This window comes from Bacteroides salyersiae WAL 10018 = DSM 18765 = JCM 12988 (genome assembly GCF_000381365.1).
Taxonomy (GTDB): Bacteria; Bacteroidota; Bacteroidia; order Bacteroidales; family Bacteroidaceae; genus Bacteroides; species Bacteroides salyersiae.
In genome coordinates this window covers 2,433,036-2,458,581 of record NZ_KB905466.1, presented here as the reverse complement: position 1 = coordinate 2,458,581, position 25,546 = coordinate 2,433,036, and the positions used below count along the sequence as shown (strand labels likewise).

Here is a 25,546-nt window from a genome sequence, read left to right as displayed (position 1 = left end):
ATCATTTCCATCCCGGGTTCTGTTCCAATACGGCGCTCTTGTACACTTCGTTATTCGGTATCGGATAAAGATGCATGTGTTCTTTGAATGTCGCACTTTCATACTTCTCGCGGGAATAAGTGAACGAGCCATCCGCATTTTTCACGGCACGGATACCATAAATATCCTTATTGAAATATTCTACTCCTTTGTGCCAGGAGAGTACATCGTACCAGCGGTGTTCTTCAAAGCAGAGCTCTACTGCACGTTCATTATAAATACGTTCGCGCATGCTTTCTCTACTGTCCGAAATGTCTTCCGGAATCGGCACCTGACCGACACGTGCCCTGAGTTCTGTCAGAACTTCTCTAACCGAGAGTCCTTCCAATGAGCTCTCCGGACCGCCTACTTCATTTTGCGCTTCGGCAAAGTTCAACAGTATTTCTGCATAACGGAAGAAAATATAATTCATATAAGTGGAAGTTCCTTTATATCGCTGGTGAGTTTCCGGCCAGAATTTGGCGATGGCATATCCCAAAACATTGATATGGGTAGTTCCCTTGTCGCGTCCCGATTCTTTTCCATCGGCTGTTACCCAAAATTCCAGTTTACGGTCGTACCAGAAACGGTCGTTGCGTAAGATACACATGTCCAGACGCGGGTCTCTGTTGGCATACGGATCTTCGTCATTATAAATTTGCGAATTGGTGATGGGGTAACCTTTAGAATCTTCAAACATATCCACCAGATTCTGAGTAACCCATTCTCCTGCCCAGCCATTGTATCCTTGAGTGGCAATAAAACGTGTCCAGAAAGTGCTTCCGTTGGTATGTCCCTGTTCAAAATTCATTTTGATGCGCGGACGGTTCATAATGATTTCACTGCAAACCGGCTGGAAGAACATGTTTACATAATCCGGATAGAGCGTATAGAGTTTCAGGTCGATTACATCTTTGGCTGCTTTGGCTGCTTTTTCCCATTTGGCAATGTCATTGGTAGGGTTGTGCAATTGACGGGCGGCATATAGCAGAGTTCTGGATCTCAGTGCCAGTGCGGCTCCTTTCGAGGCGCGGCCGTTGTCAGCATCGGCATACTTCAGGGGCAGCAGGCCGGCAGCAGTTTTACAATCATTTTCGATAAACTCGACGCATTTCTCGTATGTGTCGCGGGGTAAATCCAGATTATCCTGATTTAATACCAGTGTATGGTCGATGATAGGTACACCGCCCCAACGTTTGATCAGTTCGAAGTAAAAGAAAGCACGCAGGAAGTAAGCCTCTCCCAAACAACGGTCTTTGATTTCATCGGACGGGAAGTTGGGAATGCGGTCTATGTTTTCGATGATCTTATTGGCCTTGCGGATACCGATGTACATATTCTGCCACATGTCCGAAATTTCGTTGTTGGCATCAACCATTTTATTACTGGTATCCATTCGTGTACCGTCCCATGCTCCGTTATTGAAGATAGCGGTACAACCACCCTTGTTGCGTGATTCGTCACCCATCGACGAAACCAAAGAGTTCCAGAGGCGTCCCAAATGACCGGGCATGTAAGAATAAGCCTGGTCTGCATACTGACGGAACATTGCATAGTCCGAAAATATCTTGTCTTCGTTGATATCTTCTACCGGAGCCATATCCAACTGTCCTTCTCCGAACAAACCTGTACAGGAGGAGAAACCTATGGATGCCGCTATTACATATATGATAAATAATTTTTTCATATTCGATTAAAAGTTAATGTTTACACCAAGATTATAGACACTTTGTTGCGGATAAACTTCTCCACTGGCATTTACGGTTTCCGGGTCGAAGTTATCGATCTTAGACCATGTGTAGAGGTTCGTTCCGTTCAAGTAAACTTTCAGTCCGGTCATTCCCAATTTGCGATAGATGGAAGCAGGGAATGAATAAGTAATCTGTACATTCTTCAGACGCAGGTAGGCGGCTGATTTCAGATGCAATGAGTTGATGTTTTTGTTGCTGTGTTTAGTTGCCATGTGTAGTGACGGATAGGATGCGTTCGGGTTCTCCGGTGTCCAATAGTCTTGATGTATTTTGGAAACCTGGCCACCGCCTGCACCGCCACCGAATTCATAACCGGCATTTCCGGCAAACAGTACAGAGGCATGAGCCGCTCCCTGGAATTGTGCCGATATTTCCAGGCCTTTCCAGATGATACCGGGAGTGACCGAATACATGATTTCGGGAATGCGGGAATAGCCGATGGCCACTTTGTCCGCTTCTGTCAGTGTGCCGTCTCCATTGCGGTCCCAGTATTTCAAGTCGCCCGGAATAATAGGGCCTCCTAAAGTTGTCTGGTCGGGAGAATGCTTGATTTCCTCTTCGTTCTGGAAGAATCCGAGAACTTGGTAACCTTTGAACTGGTCGATTCTGAATCCGGCAATTTTCTGATAATCGGGAGTTCCTGCGGGGTCATCATAGTTTATAACTTCATTTCGTGCAAAACTGTAATTGGCACGGATGTAATAATCTACTTTTCCGATGTGGTGGCGATGTGATAGTTCGAACTCATATCCCCAGTTCTTTACTTCACCCACATTCAGGTAAGGGCTCGACAAACCGATGATTTGTGGAGTGGAACGTCCTTGAAGAAGGATATCTTTACGATGTTCTTTAAAGAAGTCTGCGGTGAAAGTCAACAGATCGTTTGAAAACAGGCGGGCTTCCAGACCGATATTGCCTTTTAGGGCTGTTTCCCATGTAAGCAGCTTGTTTTCGTTTCTCTTTTCATAGATACCGCCATTGGTAGAAGGGTTGGTGGTTCCGAATCCGAAACTCGGGGTTCCGCCACCGGCATATATGCCTTGGGCAGCATATTCACCCATGTACAGGAAGCGGTCTTTGGATTTGTCATTACCTACCAGACCGATTGAACCTCTTACTTTCAAGAAAGGAATCACGTTTTTCACTTTTGCCATGAACGGTTCTTCAGAGATGACGTATCCCAATGAACCCGAAGGGAAGAATCCGAAACGGTGTCCTTTGGCAAAGTTCTCCGAGCCGTTGTATCCTAAGCTGACTTCACCCAGGTATTTTTCTGCAAATCCATATTCTACGCGGGCGGCATATCCCATCAATGCGCTTGGTATACTGTTTCCACTGGTTGTTTTCTGCTGGTTATAAACCAATATGGAGTTGATGTTATGCTTGCCGAAACGACGGGCATACCCTATCTTTAATTGTAGGTTCGTACGTCTCATCGGGTTGGTTTTCTTATCTTCTTTGAACCGGAACGGAGAATCCTCTCCCAACTGGTCGTAACGTCCGGAATTCGGTTCGTAATAATAAGTATCGATACCGTCCGTATAGACTTTGGTCGAACCGAAATTGTTGTTGAACGAGATGCTCATATCGAATGACAAGCCTTCGGTGATGAAACTCAAGTCGTTGTGCAGGGTACCTACCAGATCATAATAGTTGGTCTTCGAGTTTTCGTATCCGCTATATGCAATGGTAGAGAGCGGATTGCCCGAACCTTCCACACCGGCAATCGTGCCATCCGGATTATAGATCGGATGTCTCCAGGGTTCTTTGGCAATCAGTCCTTGGAAGAAGCTGCCCGATGCACCCGAGAATCCGTTCATCTCACCGGAACGGCCGGAGATATTGGCAGATACGGTCTGGTATTTGTTGATGTTCAAGTCGATGTTCGACCGGAAATTGAAGCGGCGGTAGTATACCTCCGGATTATAATCTTTCTGTAAGTCGCCATATTTAAACATACCCCCCTGGTTCAGGTATCCCAATGAAATGAAATATCTTACTACTTTGGTACCACCGGAAATATTAATATTGTATTGTTGCTGGAGAGAACCGCTCTTGTTGACCATTTCGTCATACCAGTTTACATCCGGATACCGGTAAGGGTCTTGTCCGAGACGGAAACCTTCCAATGATTCGTCTGTCAGCAATCCGTTGTCTTGTTGCAGCGGATCTTTACCGTCGTTTTCCCATGCTTTTTTGCGGAGCAACAAATGTTCGTATGAACCTAAGAATTCCGGAATCTGCGTAGGCCGTTGCAATCCCCAGTTGGCGGTAACCGAAATTTTAGGCTTTCCTTCCTTCCCTCTTTTGGTCGTGATCAGGATAACACCGTTCGCACCTCGAATACCATATACGGCAGTGGAAGAGGCATCTTTCAATACGGAAAGGCTTTCGATTTCGTTGGCATCGAGTTGGGAGAATGATTCTTGTTCCACACCGTCGATAATGATAAGGGGAGAAGCATCGTTGAACGTGGACTTACCACGAATCAGAATCGTAGCAGCGTCTTCACCCGGACGTCCGCCCGGTTGTTGGGTGATTACACCCGGAAGTTTACCAACCAATGCATTGGTTACGTTCGCTACCGGTGCGGCAACCAGCTCGCTGCTCTTCATCATACTGACGGCGCCGGTTACCGTTTGTTTCTTTTGTGACCCATAGGCCACTACCACAACTTCGTCCAGTGCATTCATCTGATCTTCCAGTACAATGTTGAACGAGGTCTTGTTGCCCACGATTACTTCGTATGTCTCGTATCCTACGTAAGAAATTACTAATACGGATTTGGGCGAAGGTACTTGTAATGTAAACTTTCCATCCAGATCGGAGATTGCTCCGATAGATGTCCCTTTTACGATTACGTTTACGCCGGGTAAGGTTTCTCCCTGGCTATCAGTGATCACACCCTGTATCTGGCGGGTCTGATTTGCTTCTGTCACAGCTCCGAGCGCGTGGCTCCAGCCAAGTTGCAGCAGCAATACACAGCAAAACACTTTTAGAAATTTAAAATGTAACGTTTCTGTGTTCATAGTCTTTTTAAGATTAAAAAATTAATGACTCGATAATTTTGCCGTTATGCGGGAAGGGCGGATCATACTCTCTTCCGAACGGTTGTGCAAATGAAATGCATTTTGTTTGCAATGGGTTGTACTCTGTGTACCGGTAAAATGGTATAATAGTGTATTCGGACAAAAATGCCCCCTAATAAAGACAATATATACCGGTTTTCAACAGAGTACAACCAATTATTACTATTTTATTCCAATGTTTCCACTCCTTGAATTACTCCCGGTTCTGTCTGGTGCATATCAAAGATGATAATTTCGTTGGTACCCTCTTTCAACCATACTCCCGGACAATACAGACGGTACTGCGGACCGACATTCCAGAAGCGGCCGAGGTTGTGTCCGTTGACGTAAACCAGTCCTTTTGTGAAGTCTTTCAGATCGATATAGCAATCTCCGGCTTTGTCGAGTTGCAGAGTGGTTTTGAAGAACATGCCCGGACGAACCGTATCGCTTTCTTTCAGATTGGATACATATTCCGATGACATCGGTATATTGAATGCCTCCCAGTTCATCAGTGTCATGCCGTTCAGGGTAACCCGGTCGGTAATACCTTTGCGGTCGATCATCTGTGCGGCAAAGTTGATGCGTCCCATGCTTTCTACCAGAATGTCCAGAACCGGATTTTCTACATTGGATACCGGGAGGTCGATGGTATGCTGGCCCAGGGTACGGTCGATGCTTCCGATATAACGTCCGTTCAAAAAGACGGTTGCGTAGTCGTGCACCTCGTCTACACGGAGCTTACCGCTTTTATGACCGATCAGTTTGGTGCGATACAAGATCATTCCTTCGTATTGTTTCATCATTTCCATCGGAACCGGCTGTACGATTTGTTTGGCGGCAGGCAGGTTGTCCCAGATGCTTGTATATCTTTTCGTTTCCGTGGCCGGGAATGTGATGGTAGGTATAGGGTCGGGGATCGGTGCCAGTTTCTTTTTGCTGTATTTCTGGGTCAGTTCACGCAAAGCCATGTATTTGGGAGTAGCCTGGCCCATCTCATTGATAGGCGCATCATAGTCGTAGCTCGTTACGTCCGGTTGGTATGTTCCGGGTTGCGGAGAGTTGGCTCCGGCCCAGAAACCGAAGTTGGTTCCGCCATGGATAACGTAATAGTTGAATGACTTGCCGTTATCGAGCAGCCACTTTACGTCTGTGGTAATTTTCTCGATGGACGGATGTTGCCACTCTTCACGCCAGTGGGTAAGCCATCCCGGATAAAGTTCGGAACAGAAAACACTGGCATCGGGATGTACCTTCAGGGCTTCGTCGAATTCTGCTTTTGAGGCGGCCGGGTCCAGTCCGATGACTACTCCCGGCAGTGTTCCTGCTTCGAGCATATAAGGAGTGGCTCCGTCTGCCGTATAGAAAGGTACTTCGATGCCTTTGTCACGCCAAAGGTCGTGCATCCATTTCATGTAAATACGGTCGTTGCCATAGCTTCCGTATTCGTTTTCTACCTGCACCATGATGATAGGACCGCCGTTGGTGATCTCATATTTCTTTATGATGGGGGTGATCTTGTCTACATAGCGCTCTACTGCCGCTGTATACCGGGTGTCCATACAACGGATTTTTATATCCGGTATGGAGAGCAGATAAGGAGGAAGTCCGCCAAAGTCCCATTCGCCGCAGACGTAAGGTCCCGGACGGAATAACAGGAACATGCCTTCATCCTGTACGGTTTGGATGAATTTTTCCAGATTCTTATTGCCTGTCTGAAAATCGAACACTCCCGGTTCGCTTTCGTGATAGTTCCACATAATATAGCAGGCTACGGTATTGCAACCCATCGCTTTGATCATTTGTATCCGTTGTTTCCAGTATTCTGCCGGGATACGTGACGGGTGAATCTCGCCGGAGATGATTTGGAAAGGTTTGTCATCCAGCCAGAACTGGTTGTCGCCCAGACGGAAAGTGTGTGTGCCTTTTGTCTGTGCCTGAGCCCATGTACCGCTGCCTGTCAGCAGAATCAGTGTCATAAGAAAAGTGAAAAGTTTTTTTTTCATAAAATGATAGTTATTTAGTGGTAATTAGATTTCATGTACATTAATTTCCGCACTTCTGTCCTTGATACATGTGGATGATACGTAAGCCGGAGGATAGAAGGCGGAAATTAATTACACTTAAAAGTGCGTTTTTTCCATACAGGTCGATTTATAGAGTGTTAGAGGAGTTTTAGGGTGATGGTGGCGGGTTGTCCGCATTGTGCTCCTGTCGGGAGGGGCACTTTGATTTCATAGACTCCTTTTTTCTGTTTGGTGACCTCCTCGCCTGTGACGGGTACAGAAGTATATACAGTCAGGTTGTTCAAGTCTTTCTTCATGAAAGCATCTGTAACGGTCAGTATCAGTTTGCCGTCTTTCTTTTCTGCAAACAGGGCTGCCGGTGACGATACTCTGAATGTTCCTAACTTTCCTTTGGCTGTAGCGGAAGCATCGAAATAGACGGCACCCAATTGGGTCTTTTCCGGATTTTCTGCTGCTTGTAGCTGTGTGGTGTTGGCAAGTACGTTCGGTATTGCTTTGGGAAGTTCGCCTTTACAGTTCACCATGTAGGCATAAGTAGCGTCTTTTATCTCCCGCCCGTGTACAATTTCCATCTGAAATACGGGAACAGTCGTTTCCGGTTCGGTATTGGCTTTGCAAAGCCGTTTCCAGTCGGTAGTACGTTCTTCACGACGCCATTTCATTTCGCCGGATGTCTCTTTCGGGATTATTCCGTAAGCAAAACCTTCGTGGCATATCCAGTCGATTTTTCCTTTTTTTACTGTTTCCGGTGCGGTCGGGCTGTAAGTCTGTTCGATGGTAGTTGTGATATCCCCCTCCTTTTCCGGTGAGAGATTCGTAATCCCTGCTCCTAATGCAAGGAATAAGTCGTCGAACATGAAATAGCTTTTGTATGCACGTACGCCATATATGTCCTTATTGACATCTTTGGCCTCGGAGTTGCCGGGATTTTCTTTCATCTTGGCGTTTATCTTCTGATAGATAAATCCGGTAGCGAAGTCTCCTTTTCCATCGGTGGCGCCGGCGGCAAAATTGTAAGAACTGGTATAACCGCTCCAATTCTCGATTGGTTTCAATGCGGTGGGAGTCTGGCGGGTAGTGACTCCCGGCCATGCAGTGAGATTCATGGCGCCGATAATATGGCGGTATTCACTGCCATCCCGCTGAAACAGGGTTACTCCGTCGGCACTGTAGAAATTATAACCGGCAGCACCGGGATAAGCACTTTCCAAACCATCCACCCGGATGGAGCCCATATTGATGAAGAGGTAATAATCGTTCGTTTTCTTTATCAGGTCGTCGTTGTTATAAAAATAGCGGGTTCCGTGATAATATCCGTCGGGAGCGGATGTCATTTGCACATTTAGGCGGGAAGACTCTTCGGTGAACTGTTCCAGTTCCTGTATTTCTTCGGAAGTGAGTGATGTACGCCAGTCTGCCAGTAATGTCTTGGCAAGGATGTGTGAAGGCACATTGCCACGGCGGTTGTTTTTCCGCGTCATGTTTCCTCTGTCTACCAACGGTGGGATGATGCCTTTGTGGTGATAGAAAGCGGAACAACGGATATAGTGAAGCACCACCTCTACATTTTCCCGCGAAAGTTGTTTGGCCCACGGTGAGCCTTGCAGGTGTTTCAATATGCGGAAAGTTCCTTTTAGCCCGTCGATGGGATATCCCCATACAAGGCATTGCATTCCATGTCCCCATCCGGCACCGTCGGCGGTAGTTCCTTCTGTCCAGAAAGCGTCGTCGTAAGTGGTTTGCGAAACTACGGATAACGAACCGATCGCTACTTCGGACAATACATCTATCATCGGGATGGAACTCATCATCACGGCTGCTTCCAGTACCGGGCGATAGTCGAGTGCATTGCCTCCTACCCACCAGACGTGCTTGCGGAATCGTTCCACGCTTACTACATTCTTATCCGTTTCATCGTGTCTGTAAGGTTGTGTCCATGACTGGAAACCTACATCGAACAGTTTCTGATGCGCTGCAAGGGCAATCGAATCTTTCACTTCTCCTGCCTCGATACGGTCCATCAGATCGAGCAAGGCAAAGTAGGTTTTGACTGCGGCACGCGGGGTGGCGAAGCAGGAGGCATGGAAGCGTCCGGGGGCATCGTTGTTACGCTCGTTTTCCATCTTACCGTAGAAGGCAATGCCGCGTAATAAGGTTTGTACTCCCTTGTCCGACGGGTCGAGTCCTTTTACTCCACGGTATGAATCGGCTATAACCTGCAACCGTTCAAAACAGTCCCGGGTCAGGTTGTTGATTTGGATACAGTGCGCCATGTTGGTTCCGGCGGCATAGTTGTTGCGGATAATGATCTCCTCTTCCGGGCGCTTATCGGTAAAACGTCCGTCTGCATCGATCAAGGACAGGGATTCCGCTAACGTATAGTTGGTAACAGGAGTTCCGCTGATGTGTCTGGCAAACTCTTGTCGCAAACGGCGGATGGTTTCTTTCTTTCCGTTGTCTGTTGCATATAGATCACCGGTAAACAAGAGGCCGATTAGTATCAAACAGGTTAGTATCTGTCTCATAGTTTACTGATCTTTTGACGATAACATTGATTTTGTGTTACTACGTTTACCAGATATACCTTATTATTATCAAGTGGTAAAGCCAATGAAGCTTTTCCGTTTTCTACGGTAATCTCTGCTGCTGTCACTGCACATCCGTTCGTGTCATAGACGGTGATATTGGCAGGGCCGTTTTCTGCACCGCAAAGGGTGAGTTTTCCGTCGCTGTACTCGATTGCCGTCTTTTCGGTATTCGGGCCGGAGATACCTGTCGGTGAAGGGTTTACTACGATATTATCGATATAGCAGACGTGCTGTTGGTCTTCATACAGCACGACATTCGAGTTGTAGGTCGGCAGTATGGCTATTCCCAATACTCCATTGGTGAATTTGCTTATCTGGCTGGAATAGGCGGCTTTGTTGAATGTGAATGTGTAGGTAATCCATTTTCCTTCCGTGGTAAAGTCATAAACCGATTTATTGAGAAGTATGCCCTCGTCCTGTATAAGATCATTCGTTGTATTGAATTTCGAAAGCAGTTTGATACAGATGTCTTGTTTCTCTGCCGGGTCTTCCCAATCGTCTGTTTCTTTACCGATCACATTGAGCGGTTGATAGATCATAAACTCTACTACTTTCAGGTCGTCGATGGAGATAGGCGTGTCAAAGAGAAATTTCAATCCGTAGTTGCGTGCTTCCATAGAGGCATATTTCAGTACTTTTCCCGAATGGTTGCCTTCGGCGGATGCCGGATTGTCTATCACTTCGTGTGAATACATCCAACGTGATTTGGGTTTATAGTCTCCCCGTTTTCCTGTGTTGCCGAAGCGGAAGAAATAAGGAGTTGTTTCATAAGTTTCAAAGTCTGCCCGGAAAAGTTCTTGTGCGAACATATTTCCGGAAAAAGAGATAAATGCTGCTAACAGCGCGGAAGTAATGATCTTGTTTTTCATAATTCAATCAATTTGTGAGGCTGATTTTGTTTTACTACTTACAAAAGTAGAGGATGTTGTGAAAATGGGATGTTGCCTATTGTCCGAAATAGATGATTTTATTGTCCGTTGGACGAAATGGGGATTATATTCCTTCGGGTGTCCCTTTGTTCTTGTCTTGAAGAAAGTTCTTCTCTGTTTTCCGCATTTTTAGCGCCCTATGGGTGTTTTTATCCGTATTATGGGATTATATTGTCCGAAAGATAATTCGATACTACTGCCGATACAATACATCAACCTCAGTCTGCTGCATCTTCTCTACATTTGCCTCTGTGATCAGTTGGCGACAACTGTTTCCGTATTGGTTACATTAATATAATAGACGATGAAAAAGCACATTTTACTCCTGTTCCTGTTGGTAGGCACTTCGCTTACCGGAAAAGCTCAATCTACGGACAATGTAGATTTAATGTTTCCCAATCTGATGATGACTCGTTATCATTATGATAAGATGAAAGAAGATATTGAGAAGAAAGGCAATAATCCTCCTAAGAGCGCCTACATCAAACAGATGAGAAATCCGGCGGAAACAATTGTGAACAATGACCGGAAAACCACTCCTGCCGTTTCAACCTCCAACAATCCTAATAATGTGGATATAAATGGTGAAATGAACGCTATCTACCAGCTTTGCGTGGTTTATGCATTCTCGCAAGACGATAAATTTCTGAATAAAGCTGTTGAATATCTGAAGGCGTGGGGAAAGGTGAATGTGGCCGTATCCAAATCAAATATTCACGAAAGTGTATATACACCGGCTGTAGAGGGATATAGCATTATTCGCAATGTGATTTCGCAGGCAGATAGAGACGAGATAGACGGATGGTTCAGAAAGCGTATCAATGTATTCATTAAGGATAATGATTTACGCGATAATAACTGGGGAACTTGTCTTATGCAGCAATTTTATTATTACGGTTCGGCATTGAATGATAAAAATGTAGTGAATACTTATTTCAGAAACAGGTATTCCGGTTGGGTGAAAAATAATCTATACGCCAATGGTACTACTACTGATTTGATGGGTCGTGATGCTTTTGCTTACCATTCTTATGATTTACTGTTCTTTGCCGAAATCTGTCATGGAATGGCCTGTTATGAAGGATATAAGGTAGCTGATGAATTTTATGCGCAAGACGTGAACTGGGGGGCTTCTATTAAGAAAAGTGTCGATTTCTGGAAACCTTATTTATTGGACCCGGCGAAGAATCCGCATACGGAATTTGTAGAAACGGAATGGGCACCCGATAAAAAACGTAGTGATTATAATAAACCTTATAGCCCTGCCGGAACAATGTATGTTGCCGATGAGCTTCTCGAAATGGATCAAGACCTTCTACGTGCTGTTGATAAGTATCGGGGCGGTAACCCATTTTATACCTGGCGGCTCACCCTTAGCAATCTGCGCTGGTATTACGGTGAAGAAGAGTGATTTTAGTAGTCAAGTAGCCGATTAGTAGTCAAGTAGTTAAGTAGTTAAAGTAGTCAAGTAGGATACTACTGATTGTTAAGCTATATACTATCTGCTACTTACTACTAACGAAGTGATAACTACTTAACTACTTGACTACTACTAAACAGCTACTGAGAAAGAATATATAATGAAAATGTCAACCTATATGCGAATTATTGGACTATTATTGTTGAGTTGCTCTCTTTGCATGTCTTGCATGCAAGCGGATAAGAAGAAAGCACTCATTGAAGATGATTTTTTAGTTGCCGAACAGCATTTGAGTAATCAACTGAAAGCGGTTCCCGAACCTACTGTGTACCCACGTACTACGGGCAAGGACGGACAGTTGATTGCCACTCCGAAGAATGACTGGACGGAAGGATTCTATCCGGGATGTCTATGGTATATCTATGAACATAACCGTGAAGAGAGTTGGAAACAGAGTGCCGTCAAATGGACGGAAGCTTTGGAACCGATGAAAAAGCTGACAAGCCATCATGATATCGGTTTCCTTATCTATTGCAGTTTTGGTAACGGATATAGGCTTACAGGTAAAGAAGAATATAAGGATGTAATTATTGAAGCTGCCAATTCTTTAACTACCCGTTTCAGTGAAGTGACCGGATGTATCAAATCATGGAACTACCGTAAGGCATGGAATGGAAAGGATGAATGGTTTTATCCGGTGATTATTGATAATATGATGAATCTGGAGTTGCTCTATTTTGCTTCTAAAGTAACGGGTGACACGAGATATGCCAAGATAGCAACCACTCATGCGGAGACGACTGCAAAGAATCAGTTGCGCGAAGATTATAGCAATTATCATGTGGTAGATTATGATACGTTGACGGGAAAAGTACTTCATCAGGCTACCTGTCAGGGATTTTCTGATAATTCGGCATGGGCACGCGGACAGGCATGGGCTATTTATGGCTATACAATGGCTTATCGTGAAACGAAGAATCCTAATTTTTTGGAAATAGCCGTACATACGGCGGATTATTGGCTCAACCATCCGAATCTTCCGGAAGACGGGGTACCGTATTGGGACTTTAATGCCGGGCAGGAAGGCTATGTTCCCGATTGGAAATATGATCCCGACCGTTTCAAAGTAGTTCCCCGTGATGCATCGGCAGCGGCTATTGCTGCTTCTGCCTTTCTGGAACTGGCTACGTACGTACCGAATGAAGATACGTACTACGATGCGGCTGTGAAGATACTTAAGTCGCTCTCTTCTCCGGCTTACCGGGCGGTACCGGGCACTAACAATAACTTTATTCTGATGCATAGCGTCGGTAGTATACCTCACGGTCAGGAGATCGATGTTCCTTTGGTTTATGCCGATTATTATTTTCTGGAAGCTTTGAACCGGTATGAGCATTACAATTCGAAGAAATGAATTTCAATAACATAATTATTAACTTTTTAAATCAATTCGTATGAGAAAATTATTTTACGCAGTAGCATTGTTATTGGTAAGTGCAAACATGAATGCACAATCTTATTTTGTAGATGGTTATAATACCAGTTTTGATAGTTGGGTAGACATCAAGGATGCAGATGAAAATGTAATAGGTGTGAGACCGGCCGGCTGGGTATCTCCTTCAAACAATAACTGGACTTCGGGTAGCAATAAGGTAGAAGTGACTTTTGAAAAGGCAGAGAACCGTGACGGGGAAGCTGATAAGGCTTGTAAGATTATCGCTACCGGTATTGTATCTACTTGGTTTAGTTGGCATGTAGGTGTTACTCAAGTATCGAGTGTTTATGCAGAGGATTATATTGCCGATCCGTTTTTTATAGACAGAGGAGATGATTTCTATTATACATTTTGGGCAAAGAGTGATACGGACGGGACGAAAATGTATATTGGAGCTACTCAGTTGTACGACCCGAAAAACAATGGTGGTGATAGTGATGCGTGGTCTAAAGTTCCTTATGTAGAGCTTACTACCGAATGGAAACAATATGGTATTTATGTAGAGCTTGCCAAACTCGATCTTACTTCATTCGATATTCAGCTCAGAAGCAATGGAGTTCGCTATATCGACGATTTGGAAGTAGGCTATGGTGAAATTCCCGAAGGTGTAAGTATCATCGATGTATCTTCTGAGAAAGATGACTTCAAAGTCCGCTCTATTGACAACGGCATCTCTTTTGAAGGTGCAGCCGGTATGGTAACCGTATTTAATACATTGGGTTCGATGGTTGCTCAGAAAACTACTGATGGAGGAGCTGATACTATCAGTCTTACTGACGGCGGGCTTTATATTGTGAAGCTGCAAACAGCAGACGGAGAAACAGTCCGTAAGGTAATAGTTAAATAAATAAGTATCTTTATTTTGAAATGCCGGAGACGGTTTACATCATAAGGTATTAGGATATAATTGGGATAATTAAAAAAGAATGCGCATCTTTGTCCGTTGATATGCAGCAATGTATATAATGTAGGATAAAGATGCGCAATTTTAATATTTGGACACCATGAATTTAATCAGTAAAAACAAAATCACTTTCATCTTCTTGTTTAGTATCTTTTTGTTACCGGCTTATGGTGCAAATAAAGATACGAAAGCAATCTATGAGCTTATCGAACGGGTTACTCCCGGCTATTCTTCCCAATACCGGTTGGAGATCATTGCACCGGATAATGGCGTCGATGTTTATGAAGTAGACGGAAACGGTAAAGAAATCATTTTGCGTGGTAATACTCCTGTTGCTTTGGCCACTGCTTTCAATTGGTATTTGAAGTATACCTGTCAGGCACATGTTTCCTGGTTTGGCAATCAGTTGAACCTTCCGGAGAAACTGCCTCAGCCTCGCGAAAGGGAACGCCGTGTTATCAACGGGCGTTATCGCGTATACATGAATTACTGTACTGTCAGCTACACTGCTGCCTGGTGGGATTGGGAACGCTGGCAAAAAGAACTGGATTTCATGGCTATGAATTCCGTTAATATGCCGCTTTTCACCATCGGTTTGGATGCGGTATGGTACAATACATTGTTGCATTTCAATTTCAGTGACCGAGAAGCACGTGCCTTTCTTGCCGGGCCCGGACATGCTGCCTGGCAATGGATGCAGAACCTGCAAAGTTATGGCGGTCCTCTTCCGAAATCCGTAATTGACAGGCATGCCGCTTTAGGGAAGAAAATCATAGCACGGCAATTGGAATTGGGTATGCAGCCTATCCAGCAAGGATTTTCCGGTTACGTTCCCCGTGAGTTAAAAGATAAATACCCCACGGCAAATATCAATCAACAACGTTCCTGGTGCGGTTTCAAAGGTGCGGCTCAGTTGGATCCTACCGATTCGTTGTTTACCCGTATGGGGCGGGTTTTTCTTGAGGAGCAGGCCCGTTTGTTTGGCGCTCACGGAGTTTATGCCGCCGATCCTTTTCATGAAAGTGCGCCTCCGGTAGATACGCCCGAATACCTGAAAGCTGTGGGGGAAACCATCCATCGTCTTTTCCGGGAGTTCGATCCTCAAAGCACTTGGGCAATGCAGTCGTGGAGCTTGCGCGAAGCTATTGTAAAAGCCGTCCCCAAAGAGGCTTTGCTGATTCTCGATTTACGTGGCAGCAGTACTTCGAAAGCGGAATTCTGGGGATATCCTACTGTGGTGGGGAATCTGCATAATTTCGGCGGACGTATCAATATGCATGGTGATCTGGCACTTCTTGCTTCCAATCAATACAGTAAAGCAAAACGTTTGAATCCTGCTGTCTGTGGTTCGGGGCTGTTTATGGAAGCTATCGAGCAGAATCCGGTATATTATGAATTGGCTTTTGAAATGCCTTGCCATCCGGACAGTATTGATCTGCGCGCTTGGTTGAAGCAGTATGCTACCCGCCGTTACGGTGCTTTTTCACCGGCCACGCAGAAAGCGTGGATGTTGTTGCTCGAGGGGCCGTACCGTCAGGGAACGAATGGGACGGAGAAAAGTTCTATTGTTGCCGCACGCCCTGCATTGGATGTGAAAAAGTCCGGTCCGAATGCCGGTCTTGAGATTCCTTATGATCCGGCTTTGATTATTCGTGCCCAGAGCCTGTTGCTGGAAGATGCCGACAAGTTATCGGCTTCCCGCCCCTATCGTTTCGATCTTGTAGATGTACAACGGCAGATGATGACTAATTTGGGACAACTCATTCATCGTAAGGCTGCCGAGGCGTTCCGGAGTAAAGACCGGGAGGCTTTTACACTTCATTCGGGACGTTTTCTCGGAATGCTTGCCGATATGGATACCTTGTTGCGTACACGAAGCGAATATAGTTTCGACCGATGGCTGACCGAGGCCCGTAGCTGGGGAGAGACGGAAGAGGAAAAGAATCAGATGGAACGCGATGCCACTTCTCTGGTCACTATCTGGGGAGCCGATGGAGATCCGCGTATTTTTGATTATTCATGGCGGGAATGGGCCGGATTGATAAACGGCTATTATCTTCCGCGATGGCAGAAGTTCTATACCATGTTGCAGCAACATCTGGATGAAGGGACTTCTTATGAGGAGGCCGGTCTGCCACAGATTTACGGCAGAGAGGCTTTCCGTGCCAATGATTTTTATCATGCACTGGCAGAGTGGGAACTATCTTATGTAGATACCTATGGGAAAGCGCGTATCCCCGCGACTGAAGGGGATGAGGTCGATATAGTCAAACGTCTGTTTAAAAAGTATTTTAAGCTTTCTCAAGAGTATTATACTGACAGTATAAAACTCATCAAACCGTCACGGGATGAACGCACTTACGAGAATCTGGGCGAAGATTTGTAAGGTCAAAGCCGGATGGTCTGTTTGCCTCCGTTGTAAGTGATGGTTTTGCCGGATGCATCCGGGTCGAAAGCCTGCATTTGGGTAGGGCTTACCGTAACAATACGGAAAGTCCTCTCTTTTAGCATCCCGGAAAATTCTCCCTGACGCTTGCCGATGGTCAGCGAACGGGTGGCTTCGTCATACTTGAAAGGTATCATGGAATATTGGCCTTTTTCATAGTTGTAGTTTTCATTTTCGTCTTCGTAGAGAGTAAATGCCCCATCCTGTCCGGTGTAAACGTATAAAATGATTTCGGAAGCTGTTTTCTCACCTGTGTATTGCAGGTCCGGACCGTAAGGGAGGATGGCGCCCGAACGGACATAGAGCGGAATCTGTTCATAGGGGGCATCTACGGTAAGTGTTTGTCCGCCTGTAATGTACTTTCCGGTGTAGAAGTCATACCATCCGTTGCCATCCGGGAAATAGACTTTGCGCTGGCGGGCTTTATAGGTATATACCGGGCAGGCCATCAATGCAGGGCCGAACATGAACTGGTCGCTGATGTCTAATACGTTCTTGTCCTTGCCGAAGTCCATGACCAACGCGCGCATGATCGTATAATCATTGAAATGTGTCATGCCTGCTAATGAATATATGTAAGGCATCATCCGGTATCTCAGCCGGGTGTAGTAAACCATTGATTGATAAGCAGGATGCCCTTCCGGGGCGATGTTCCATATCTCGCGGTAAGGAAACTGTCCGTGCGAGCGGTAAAGCGGACAGAAAGCACCGAATTGATACCAGCGTGCGTTTAGTTCGCGCCACTCTTTGTAATCCGCATTCTCCTTTTTCGTCCGGTTCCATTCGCGCTGTGCCTTTTCGTAGCGGCGTTCTACACAGAATCCTCCTATGTCCATCGTCCAGTAGGGGATGCCGCTCATGGCAAAGTTCAGTCCGGCGGAGATCTGTGCTTTCATATCTTCCCACCGGGTGGCGATGTCTCCGCTCCAAGTGGCTGTGCTGTAACGTTGCAGCCCGGCAAATCCGGAGCGTGTGAGTAGGAAAACTCGGCGATCGGGATCCATCTTGCGTTGTCCGTCGTAGATGGCTTCGGCGTTCATCAAGGCATAAGCGTTGAAGTACTGGGTCGACGGCCCCAGAGCGGTCGGTCCGCAAAGTGCCTTACGGTATTGCATGTCCGTACAATCGCGTACATTGGGTTCCGAGGCATCCATCCACCAGGCATCAATGCCCAACGGACAGTAATGGTCCTGCATCTGTTTCCAGAATAGCTTCCGGGCTTCCGGGTCGTAGGCATCGTAGAAGCCGTATCTGTATCCCGGTCCTACCCAGTCGCGCAGGCTGTCGCGCACCGATTGCATATACATCCATCCTTTTTCCTCGAATTCCTTGAAATGTCCGGTATTTGTGTAGAACTTGGGCCATACGCTGATCATGATTTTGGCGTTCAGGGCATGTATGGAGTCTACCATTCCTTTCGGGTCGGGGAAACGCTTCAAATCGAATTCATGGCTTCCCCAGGCATTTTCCGGCCAGTGGTTCCAGTCGATGACGATGTTGTCGAGAGGAATTCGGCGACGGCGGAACTCGTAGAGTACATCCAGCAATTCGCGGCGGGTATTGTATTTTTCGCGGCTCTGCCAGAAGCCCATCGCCCATTTGGGCATGATCTGCGCTTTGCCTGTCAGTGTACGGTATCCACTGATCACTTCATCCATGGAATTGCCGTAGATAAAGTAATAGTCGATTTCATTACCCATTTCGCTGAATAGCGACAGCTTGTTCTGTTCTTTGTCCGTTACGGGAGTAAGCACTCGCAGGCCGCAATACGATTCGCCGCCATCGGGCTTCCATTCGATGCGCAGGGGGATTCGTTTTCCGGTTGGCAGGTTGGCAGTGAACTTATAGCTGTTGGGGTTCCATGCCGTGCGCCAGCGTTCGGGTACCAGCAATTCGTTGTCGAGGTATACTTTTACATATCCGGCATAATAGAGCAGAAAGCGATGTAAACCGCTCTCTGAGGCTTCCAGTTCGCCTTCAAAGGTAACGTTGGCCCCCATCAGCGGAAAGCCTTCGGGGAGGTATTCACGGTTGGCTTTCAAGTTTTCGAAATAGAGAAAAGGTTCCGTACGCACCAGTGTATCTTTCCCTCTTTGCGGATGGGGAATATAGGTTCCTGTCAGTCCTCCTTCCCGGCCTTCTTTATCGTACAGCCGGAATGCTTCGTTTAGCTGCGCATAGTCCCGTGGATCGCCAAAACGGCTCAATGAATAATTGTCCCATAAGATCCCGTAGTTCTTATTGGAAAGGACGAAAGGTACGGCTACTTTGGTATTGTATTGGAACAGTTCCTCGTTTTTTCCCTTGTAGTTGAATTCATCGGCCTGATGCTGTCCTAATCCGTAAAATGCTTCATCGTCGGAGCTCTCGAATACCTGCCGGAGTTCGTATCCTTTGGTGTTCTCCACCTCGATGGCGCGGAATGTTTTTCCTCCCCCTTCGTTTTCGTTCAGGATAGGGTTTCCTGCCGGGTCAGTGAAGCCGATTTCTCCGGTGTTAAGGCTTATCCGTGCATGCAAGGATCTGGTAGACAGAATGATTGACTCTTTTTCTTCTTTGACGGTAAAGTCGGGATGATGTTTTCCGGTATCGAACACGGAAATGAGACTGGGTTTCGCTGAAAAGGTTCGTTCGGGAGTAGCCGATACATGGATAATCTTCTCGTTGATAACTTGCAGACGGATGGATTGTACATCTTCCGGTCTTTTCTGTTTGAGACGGATGATGACACCGTCCTTGGTGGTTTCGTGGTCTGTTGCTGCTGCGTGTGACAGGGGCAGTAATAGGATTGCCAGCAGAGGATATATGTTTTTCATCTTCATGATCGGGTAGTTTTAGAGGTGATTATTCGGTGTCGTGAGGGTATGTAAAAAGAGTGATATGCTCTTTTAAAGCGCAGATTACACAGATGGTGTGATAAGAATCCGTGTAATCTGCGAAATAAGTGTATCTGTAATGGCCTTATTGCTTGGCGTGTGGATAATCGATCGTGTAATGCAATCCACGGCTTTCCTTGCGTTCCATAGCCTGACGCATGATGAGATAACCCACATTGATCATGTTGCGCAATTCGCAGATTTCTTTGGAGGCTACGCTACGCTTGAACAGGCTTTCCGTCTCTTCATAAAGGATGTCCAGACGATCCCATGCGCGTTTGAGCCGGAGGTCGCTGCGGACGATACCCACGTAGGTACTCATTATCTGGTTTACCTCTTTCATGCTTTGGGTAATCAGTACCATCTCTTCCGGTGAGCGGGTACCTTCATCGTTCCATTCGGGAATTTCTTCGTTGTAGGTATACCGGTCTATTACCTCTAACGTGTGTCTGGCGGCCGCATCGGCATAGACCACAGCTTCGATCAGTGAATTGGATGCCAAGCGGTTGCCACCGTGCAAGCCGGTGCAGGAACATTCGCCTACCGCATAGAGGCGTTCGATGGATGATTGTGCATTCAGGTCCACCAGGATACCTCCGCATAGATAATGGGCTGCCGGGGCTACCGGGATATAGTCTTTTGTGATGTCGATGCCTAAGCTGAGACATTTCTCGTAGATGTTCGGGAAATGTTTTTTGGTCTCTTCCGGGTCTTTATGGGTCACGTCAAGGTAAACGTGGTCGTCTCCCCGGTTCTTCATTTCGTTGTCGATGGCACGTGCTACGATGTCCCGTGGTGCGAGTGAAAGGCGCGGGTCATACTTTTGCATGAACTCTTTACCGTCCATCGTACGGAGCACGGCACCGTATCCACGCATGGCTTCGGTAATCAGGAAAGACGGACGGTCGCCCGGATGATAGAGCGCTGTCGGGTGAAACTGTACGAACTCCATGTCCTTCACCGTTCCTTTGGCACGGTAAACCATGGCGATGCCGTCTCCGGTAGCTACCAACGGATTGGTCGTTGTCTGGTATACGGCTCCTACGCCGCCGGTTGCCATCAGCGTCACCTTGGCCAGATAGGTATCTACCTTTCCGGTTTTCGGGTCAAGAATGTAAGCACCGTAGCATTTGATGTCCGGTGTCTGGCGGGTAACGGTTACCCCTAAATGGTGCTGTGTCAGTATCTCAATGGCGAAATGATTTTCGATAACCGTAATATTGGGATGCCGTTGTACGGCTCTGATAAGACTGTCCTGTATTTCGGCGCCGGTATTGTCTTTGTGGTGGAGAATGCGGAATTCCGAGTGCCCTCCTTCGCGGTGCAGGTCGAACTCGCCTTTTTCATTTTTATCAAAATCCACTCCCCAGTTGATGAGCGCTTCAATTTGTGCGGGAGCTTCGCGTACGACTTTTTCTACGGCGGCGCGATCGCTTATCCAGTCACCGGCAATCATCGTATCTTCTATGTGTTTATCGAAATTGTCTACCAGCAGATTGGTGACCGAGGCTACTCCTCCTTGTGCAAAATAGGTGTTGGCTTCTTCCAAACCGCTTTTACAGATAAGGGCTACTTTTCCTTTGTGTGCCACTTTTAGGGCAAAACTCATTCCGGCAATACCGGAACCGATGACGAGGAAATCGAACTTTTTAACCATAATCTAAATGTTTATTACCGCAAAACTACAAAATAACTGTTTTCATTGTACTTTTCGTTGCCATTAATTCATAAAATTGCTAACTTGGCAGCAAAAATCTGACAAAATGAACCGAATCTTCCATGCCCGTATTGCCTGGTATCAATATTTCCTGCTGATTGTATTGGGAGCAAATGCGTTTGGCTTTCTCTGGTGCAAGTATATTCTGCTTGCTGTTTTTATGATGTTGCTGTTGATCGTGGTGATCGAACAGGTGATTCACACCACTTATACCGTTACGCCGGAAGGAGAACTGATCCTTTCTTATGGACGTTTTACACGTAAAAAAACAATTCCCATCAAAGATATCATTTCCATACGGAAGCACCATTCGATGAAATTCGGCCGGTTTTCAGTGACGGAGTATCTGCTCATAGAGTACGGCCAAGAGAAATATGCATCGGTAATGCCTGTCAAAGAACGGGAATTCATCGAGTCGGTGGAGAAGAGAAGAATCCAATCTAATAATGAATAATATGAAATACCAGGTAATTATCATTGGCGGCGGCCCTGCGGGCTATACGGCTGCCGAAACTGCCGGTAAGGCCGGACTGAGCGTTTTGCTTTTCGAAAAACAGAATTTAGGCGGAGTCTGCCTGAATGAAGGATGCATCCCTACCAAGACTTTGCTTTATTCGGCAAAGACGTATGACGGAGTTAGGCATGCCTCTAAATATGCGGTGAATGTGCCGGAAGTCTCTTTCGATCTGGCAAAGATAATTGCCCGTAAAAGTAAAGTAGTACGTAAATTGGTATTGGGTGTAAAAGGCAAGCTTGCTTCCAACAACGTAACGGTTGTGAACGGCGAAGCGTATATCATCGACAAGAATACCGTCCGTTGCGGTGAAGACAGTTACGAATGTGAGAATCTGATTATTTGTACGGGTTCGGAAACATTTATCCCGCCGTTTGCAGGCATCGATACCGTGGATTACTGGACACATCGGGATGCGCTCGACAATAAAGAGTTGCCGGCCTCATTAGCCATTGTGGGCGGAGGTGTCATCGGAATGGAATTTGCTTCTTTTTTCAGTAGTCTCGGTGTACAGGTGACGGTTGTCGAGATGCTCGACGAAATATTGAATGGAATGGACAAAGAGCTCTCTGCCCTGCTTCGTGCCGAATATGCCAAACGGGGGGTAAAATTCCTGCTTAGTACGAAAGTCACCTCTTTGTCACCGAATGACGGTGGCGTGGCTGTGGCTTATGAAAATGCCGAAGGTACGGGAAGCGTGGTTGCAGGGAAGATCCTGATGAGTGTCGGCCGCCGGCCTGTAACCAAAGGCTTCGGATTGGAAAATCTGGGACTGGTACTGACAGAACGCGGTAATGTCGCTGTCAATAATAAGATGCAGGCTTCCGTGCCGGGAGTATATGTCTGTGGCGATCTTACGGGATTCTCTCTACTGGCCCATACGGCTGTTCGCGAAGCGGAAGTCGCCGTACATGCCATTCTCGATAAAGAAGATACGATGAGTTATCGTGCCATCCCCGGTGTAGTGTATACCAATCCGGAGATTGCAGGGGTAGGCCAGACCGAAGAGAGCCTGTTGGCCAAAGGAATTCCTTTTCATGTCATTAAATTACCGATGGCCTATTCCGGTCGCTTCGTAGCCGAGAACGAGGGGGTGAACGGTATGTGTAAAGTCTTTATCGGTGAAGATAAGACGATCTTAGGGGCTCATATCCTTGGCAATCCGGCTTCCGAGATCATTACCCTTGCCGGCATGGCTGTAGAAATGAAACTGACCGTTGCGGAGTGGAAGAAAATCGTATTCCCCCACCCCACGGTAGCCGAAATATTCAGAGAAGCCCTTTGATCAAGATTCCAAATTTATGCAAAGATTACTCCTATTCCTTATACTATCCTCCTGCCTTCCCGTTTTATGGGGGCAGGAGGTGCTTTCTTCGCGTATCAACGCCTTATTGCGAACTTTACCCGAAGGTTCCGAAGTCGGCATATCCGTGTATGACCTTACTGCAAGGAAATCCCTCTATACCCATCGGGATACGAAACTTTCGCGGCCTGCATCGACCATGAAGCTGCTGACTGCCATTACGGCTCTTTCACGCCCCGATGCCGATGAGCCGTTCCGTACTGAAGTGTGGTATAAAGGAACGATTGAGCATGACACGCTTCGCGGAGATTTATATGTGATAGGAGGGTTCGATCCCGAATTTGACGAACATAGCATGGATTCATTGGTGGATAATGTCATCACTTTCCCTTTTTCCGTTATTAGTGGTAAAATCTACGGGGATATCTCCATGAAAGATTCTCTTTATTGGGGTGCCGGCTGGGCATGGGATGATACGCCGGAAGCTTATCAGCCTTATCTCTCTCCTTTGATGTACCACAAAGGGATGGTTACGGTTACAGTTGCTCCCGGTGCTGCTCCCGGTGATACTGCAAAGGTATCCTGTTATCCTGTATCCTCTTATTATTCTCTTCACAACACAGCACAGACGCGTACTCCTTCTGCCGGAAAGTTTGCCGTGACCCGGGGATGGCTTCAGAATAAGAACAACATCACGGTCACGGGTAATGTAGAAGGAAAACGCAGTGTCGATATCAATGTTTTTTCTTCACAGGATTTCTTTATGCATGCTTTTTTAGAGAAACTTCGTGATCGCGGTATCGATGTGTCCCATGAATATGATTTTTCGGTCTTTGTTCCCGATAGTTTGTCGGCTTGCATGGTTCGTTGGGAGCGTCCGGTGCAGGATGTCTTGAATCAGGTCATGAAAGAGAGTGATAACTTGAGTGCGGAGGCTTTGTTTTGTCGTTTGGGGGCACAGGCTACCGGTAAAAGATATGTGTCCGCCAAAGAAGGGATTGCCGAAATAAATAGAATGATAAAACAGTTGGGACACAACCCCGACCGTTACAAAATAGCCGATGGTTGCGGTCTTTCCAACTATGACTACCTCTCCCCTGCCCTTTTAGTCGATTTCTTGAAATTCGCATATTCCCGCACGGAAGTATTCCGGAAACTCTATAAAGCACTTCCTGTTGCCGGTGTAGACGGGACATTGAAGTACCGGATGAAGCAGAGTAAAGCGTATAAGAATGTCCATGCCAAAACCGGTTCCTATACCGCTATCAATGCGTTAGCCGGTTATCTGAAAGCTGCCAACGGGCATGAAATAGCTTTTGCCATCATGAATCAGAATGTTCTCTCGGCCGCAAAAGCCAGAGAATTTCAGGACAAGGTGTGTGAAGTGCTTTGTGAATAGCTAAGGTTAGTGAACTCAATGAATTGACATGTGATGGTATTTCTCATAGGGAGTATCCTTGGAAAATACCTCTGGCAAAGCTGAAGCCATATACTGTAATTTTTCTTCAGTCGTTTTGAAGATTTGTTTGGAGTTATCACAATAGTGTTGTATGAGCTGTTCCGCATCTTTAAATCCTCGTAAGTCCTCTTCATCAAGACATGAAATTTCGTTATAGTCATCATCCATGGAAAAATGTGGATTTTGTGGAGAGAACATGTAAATTTTTCCTTTTATCTCGCCACACTGTTTGACATATGCAGCATATTGGTCTTCTGTAAGTTCCAAGAAATCATTTTCATTGGGTATATATCCGATTTTGAAAATAAATTGAAGTGAGGGCCCAATCGGCCCGAATAGGAGATCGAAAAAGTCCATTTTTTATAAGTTATGGTTAATAAATATCGTAAATATAGTGGTTTTATTTATCATAACTTATAAAAATCTCTCAATTATCCGGTAGATGATTCGAATAGCCTGAATGAATGTTGTGATTTCTGATATGTAATTATAGAGAAAATAGGGGGATAAAGATATGATTTGACAGTTGAAAATAGATGACTCTTTTGCTGCTGGGCAAATTGTTGAATACCAACAAGTTATATGTTTCCTTTTTTTCTCGGTGAGAATCGAAGCGTTTGTCGTAGAGAAACGCACCGATTCTCTACGGGCAACGGAGCGTTTCTCACCGAGAAACGAGTTGAATATTCTTAAAAGACAACAACTCTCATAAATACGAAAGCAGGAATAGATAGTTGCTGATTCCATATTAATTATCTGTATTTGTTGTGGTGTAAGCAGCAGGCATTCTCAAAAAGCTTGTTCAATAGTGGAAACCAATAACTCCACTTCATCTTTTATAGCTATTGTAAATTACGGCTTTGAAAACGTATCGGTAGAAAACAGCTTTATCGTTCTGTCAAAAACATCGTAGCACATCCATTTGGGGACACTATGTTTGTCATATTTTCTTTTTGTTTGTATCATGTAGTTGCTATTTCAGAATAGTATGTACTTTTAATATACAAGAGTATATACCATTATCATGCAAT

15 protein-coding genes are annotated in these 25,546 nt (G+C 45.9%); 7 read left to right on the top strand and 8 right to left on the bottom strand.

The features are described 5' to 3' along the window. Position 1: 1 nt before the first annotated feature. The 5 genes from HMPREF1532_RS09165 to HMPREF1532_RS09145 all read right to left on the bottom strand — a co-directional run bounded on the left by HMPREF1532_RS09165 (position 2) and on the right by HMPREF1532_RS09145 (position 10,321). Positions 2-1,705 (bottom strand): RagB/SusD family nutrient uptake outer membrane protein, encoded by a 1,704-nt coding sequence (locus HMPREF1532_RS09165; RefSeq protein ID WP_005928078.1) that lies wholly within the window; start codon positions 1,703-1,705, stop codon positions 2-4. A 6-nt stretch (positions 1,706-1,711) separates the two neighbouring features. Next, the gene (locus HMPREF1532_RS09160; protein WP_005928075.1) at positions 1,712-4,798 is read right to left on the bottom strand and encodes a SusC/RagA family TonB-linked outer membrane protein; all 3,087 of its coding nucleotides are present in this window, start codon (positions 4,796-4,798) and stop codon (positions 1,712-1,714) included. Positions 4,799-5,025: 227 nt separating this feature from the next. Next, on the bottom strand, positions 5,026-6,843 hold the full coding sequence (locus tag HMPREF1532_RS09155; RefSeq protein WP_005928073.1) for a glycoside hydrolase family 35 protein: 1,818 nt from the start codon (positions 6,841-6,843) through the stop codon (positions 5,026-5,028). A gap of 158 nt (positions 6,844-7,001) precedes the next feature. Beyond that, the gene (locus HMPREF1532_RS09150) at positions 7,002-9,389 is read right to left on the bottom strand and encodes a polysaccharide lyase family 8 super-sandwich domain-containing protein (RefSeq protein WP_005928070.1); all 2,388 of its coding nucleotides are present in this window, start codon (positions 9,387-9,389) and stop codon (positions 7,002-7,004) included. Then, positions 9,386-10,321, bottom strand: a complete 936-nt coding sequence (locus tag HMPREF1532_RS09145) for a hypothetical protein (protein WP_005928067.1) — start codon at positions 10,319-10,321, stop codon at positions 9,386-9,388. The genes HMPREF1532_RS09150 and HMPREF1532_RS09145 overlap by 4 nt, the downstream gene beginning before the upstream one ends. Positions 10,322-10,685: 364 nt before the next feature. Between HMPREF1532_RS09145 and HMPREF1532_RS09140 the strand changes: the two genes are divergently transcribed. The 4 genes from HMPREF1532_RS09140 to HMPREF1532_RS09125 all read left to right on the top strand — a co-directional run bounded on the left by HMPREF1532_RS09140 (position 10,686) and on the right by HMPREF1532_RS09125 (position 16,586). Then, a complete protein-coding gene (locus HMPREF1532_RS09140) occupies positions 10,686-11,792 on the top strand; it encodes an alginate lyase family protein (RefSeq protein ID WP_005928065.1) in 1,107 nt (368 codons plus the stop codon). Between the two features lie 187 nt (positions 11,793-11,979). Beyond that, a complete protein-coding gene (locus HMPREF1532_RS09135) occupies positions 11,980-13,215 on the top strand; it encodes a glycoside hydrolase family 88 protein (RefSeq protein ID WP_005928062.1) in 1,236 nt (411 codons plus the stop codon). Between the two features lie 40 nt (positions 13,216-13,255). Further along, on the top strand, positions 13,256-14,143 hold the full coding sequence (locus HMPREF1532_RS09130; protein WP_005928059.1) for a T9SS type A sorting domain-containing protein: 888 nt from the start codon (positions 13,256-13,258) through the stop codon (positions 14,141-14,143). Positions 14,144-14,300: 157 nt separating this feature from the next. Next, on the top strand, positions 14,301-16,586 hold the full coding sequence (locus HMPREF1532_RS09125) for an alpha-N-acetylglucosaminidase (protein WP_005928056.1): 2,286 nt from the start codon (positions 14,301-14,303) through the stop codon (positions 16,584-16,586). A gap of 2 nt (positions 16,587-16,588) precedes the next feature. On the opposite strand, the gene HMPREF1532_RS09120 is transcribed toward HMPREF1532_RS09125, so the two are convergent. After that, a complete protein-coding gene (locus tag HMPREF1532_RS09120; protein ID WP_005928052.1) occupies positions 16,589-19,468 on the bottom strand; it encodes a TIM-barrel domain-containing protein in 2,880 nt (959 codons plus the stop codon). 139 nt (positions 19,469-19,607) lie between these two features. Then, positions 19,608-21,179, bottom strand: a complete 1,572-nt coding sequence (gene nadB / locus HMPREF1532_RS09115; RefSeq protein WP_005928049.1) for an L-aspartate oxidase — start codon at positions 21,177-21,179, stop codon at positions 19,608-19,610. Between the two features lie 106 nt (positions 21,180-21,285). Between nadB and HMPREF1532_RS09110 the strand changes: the two genes are divergently transcribed. The 3 genes from HMPREF1532_RS09110 to dacB are packed head-to-tail and all read left to right on the top strand — an operon-like array spanning position 21,286 to position 24,455. Continuing rightward, the gene (locus HMPREF1532_RS09110) at positions 21,286-21,693 is read left to right on the top strand and encodes a PH domain-containing protein (RefSeq protein WP_005928046.1); all 408 of its coding nucleotides are present in this window, start codon (positions 21,286-21,288) and stop codon (positions 21,691-21,693) included. Between the two features lies 1 nt (position 21,694). Further along, positions 21,695-23,038 carry a dihydrolipoyl dehydrogenase gene (lpdA, locus tag HMPREF1532_RS09105; protein ID WP_005928043.1) on the top strand — a complete coding sequence of 448 codons (1,344 nt, stop codon included), beginning with the start codon at positions 21,695-21,697 and terminating at the stop codon, positions 23,036-23,038. Positions 23,039-23,054: 16 nt separating this feature from the next. Then, positions 23,055-24,455: a D-alanyl-D-alanine carboxypeptidase/D-alanyl-D-alanine endopeptidase gene (gene dacB / locus HMPREF1532_RS09100; protein WP_005928040.1), complete on the top strand. Its 1,401-nt coding sequence runs from the start codon at positions 23,055-23,057 to the stop codon at positions 24,453-24,455. A gap of 15 nt (positions 24,456-24,470) precedes the next feature. On the opposite strand, the gene HMPREF1532_RS09095 is transcribed toward dacB, so the two are convergent. After that, on the bottom strand, positions 24,471-24,872 hold the full coding sequence (locus HMPREF1532_RS09095) for a hypothetical protein (RefSeq protein WP_005928038.1): 402 nt from the start codon (positions 24,870-24,872) through the stop codon (positions 24,471-24,473). Positions 24,873-25,546 lie beyond the last annotated feature (674 nt).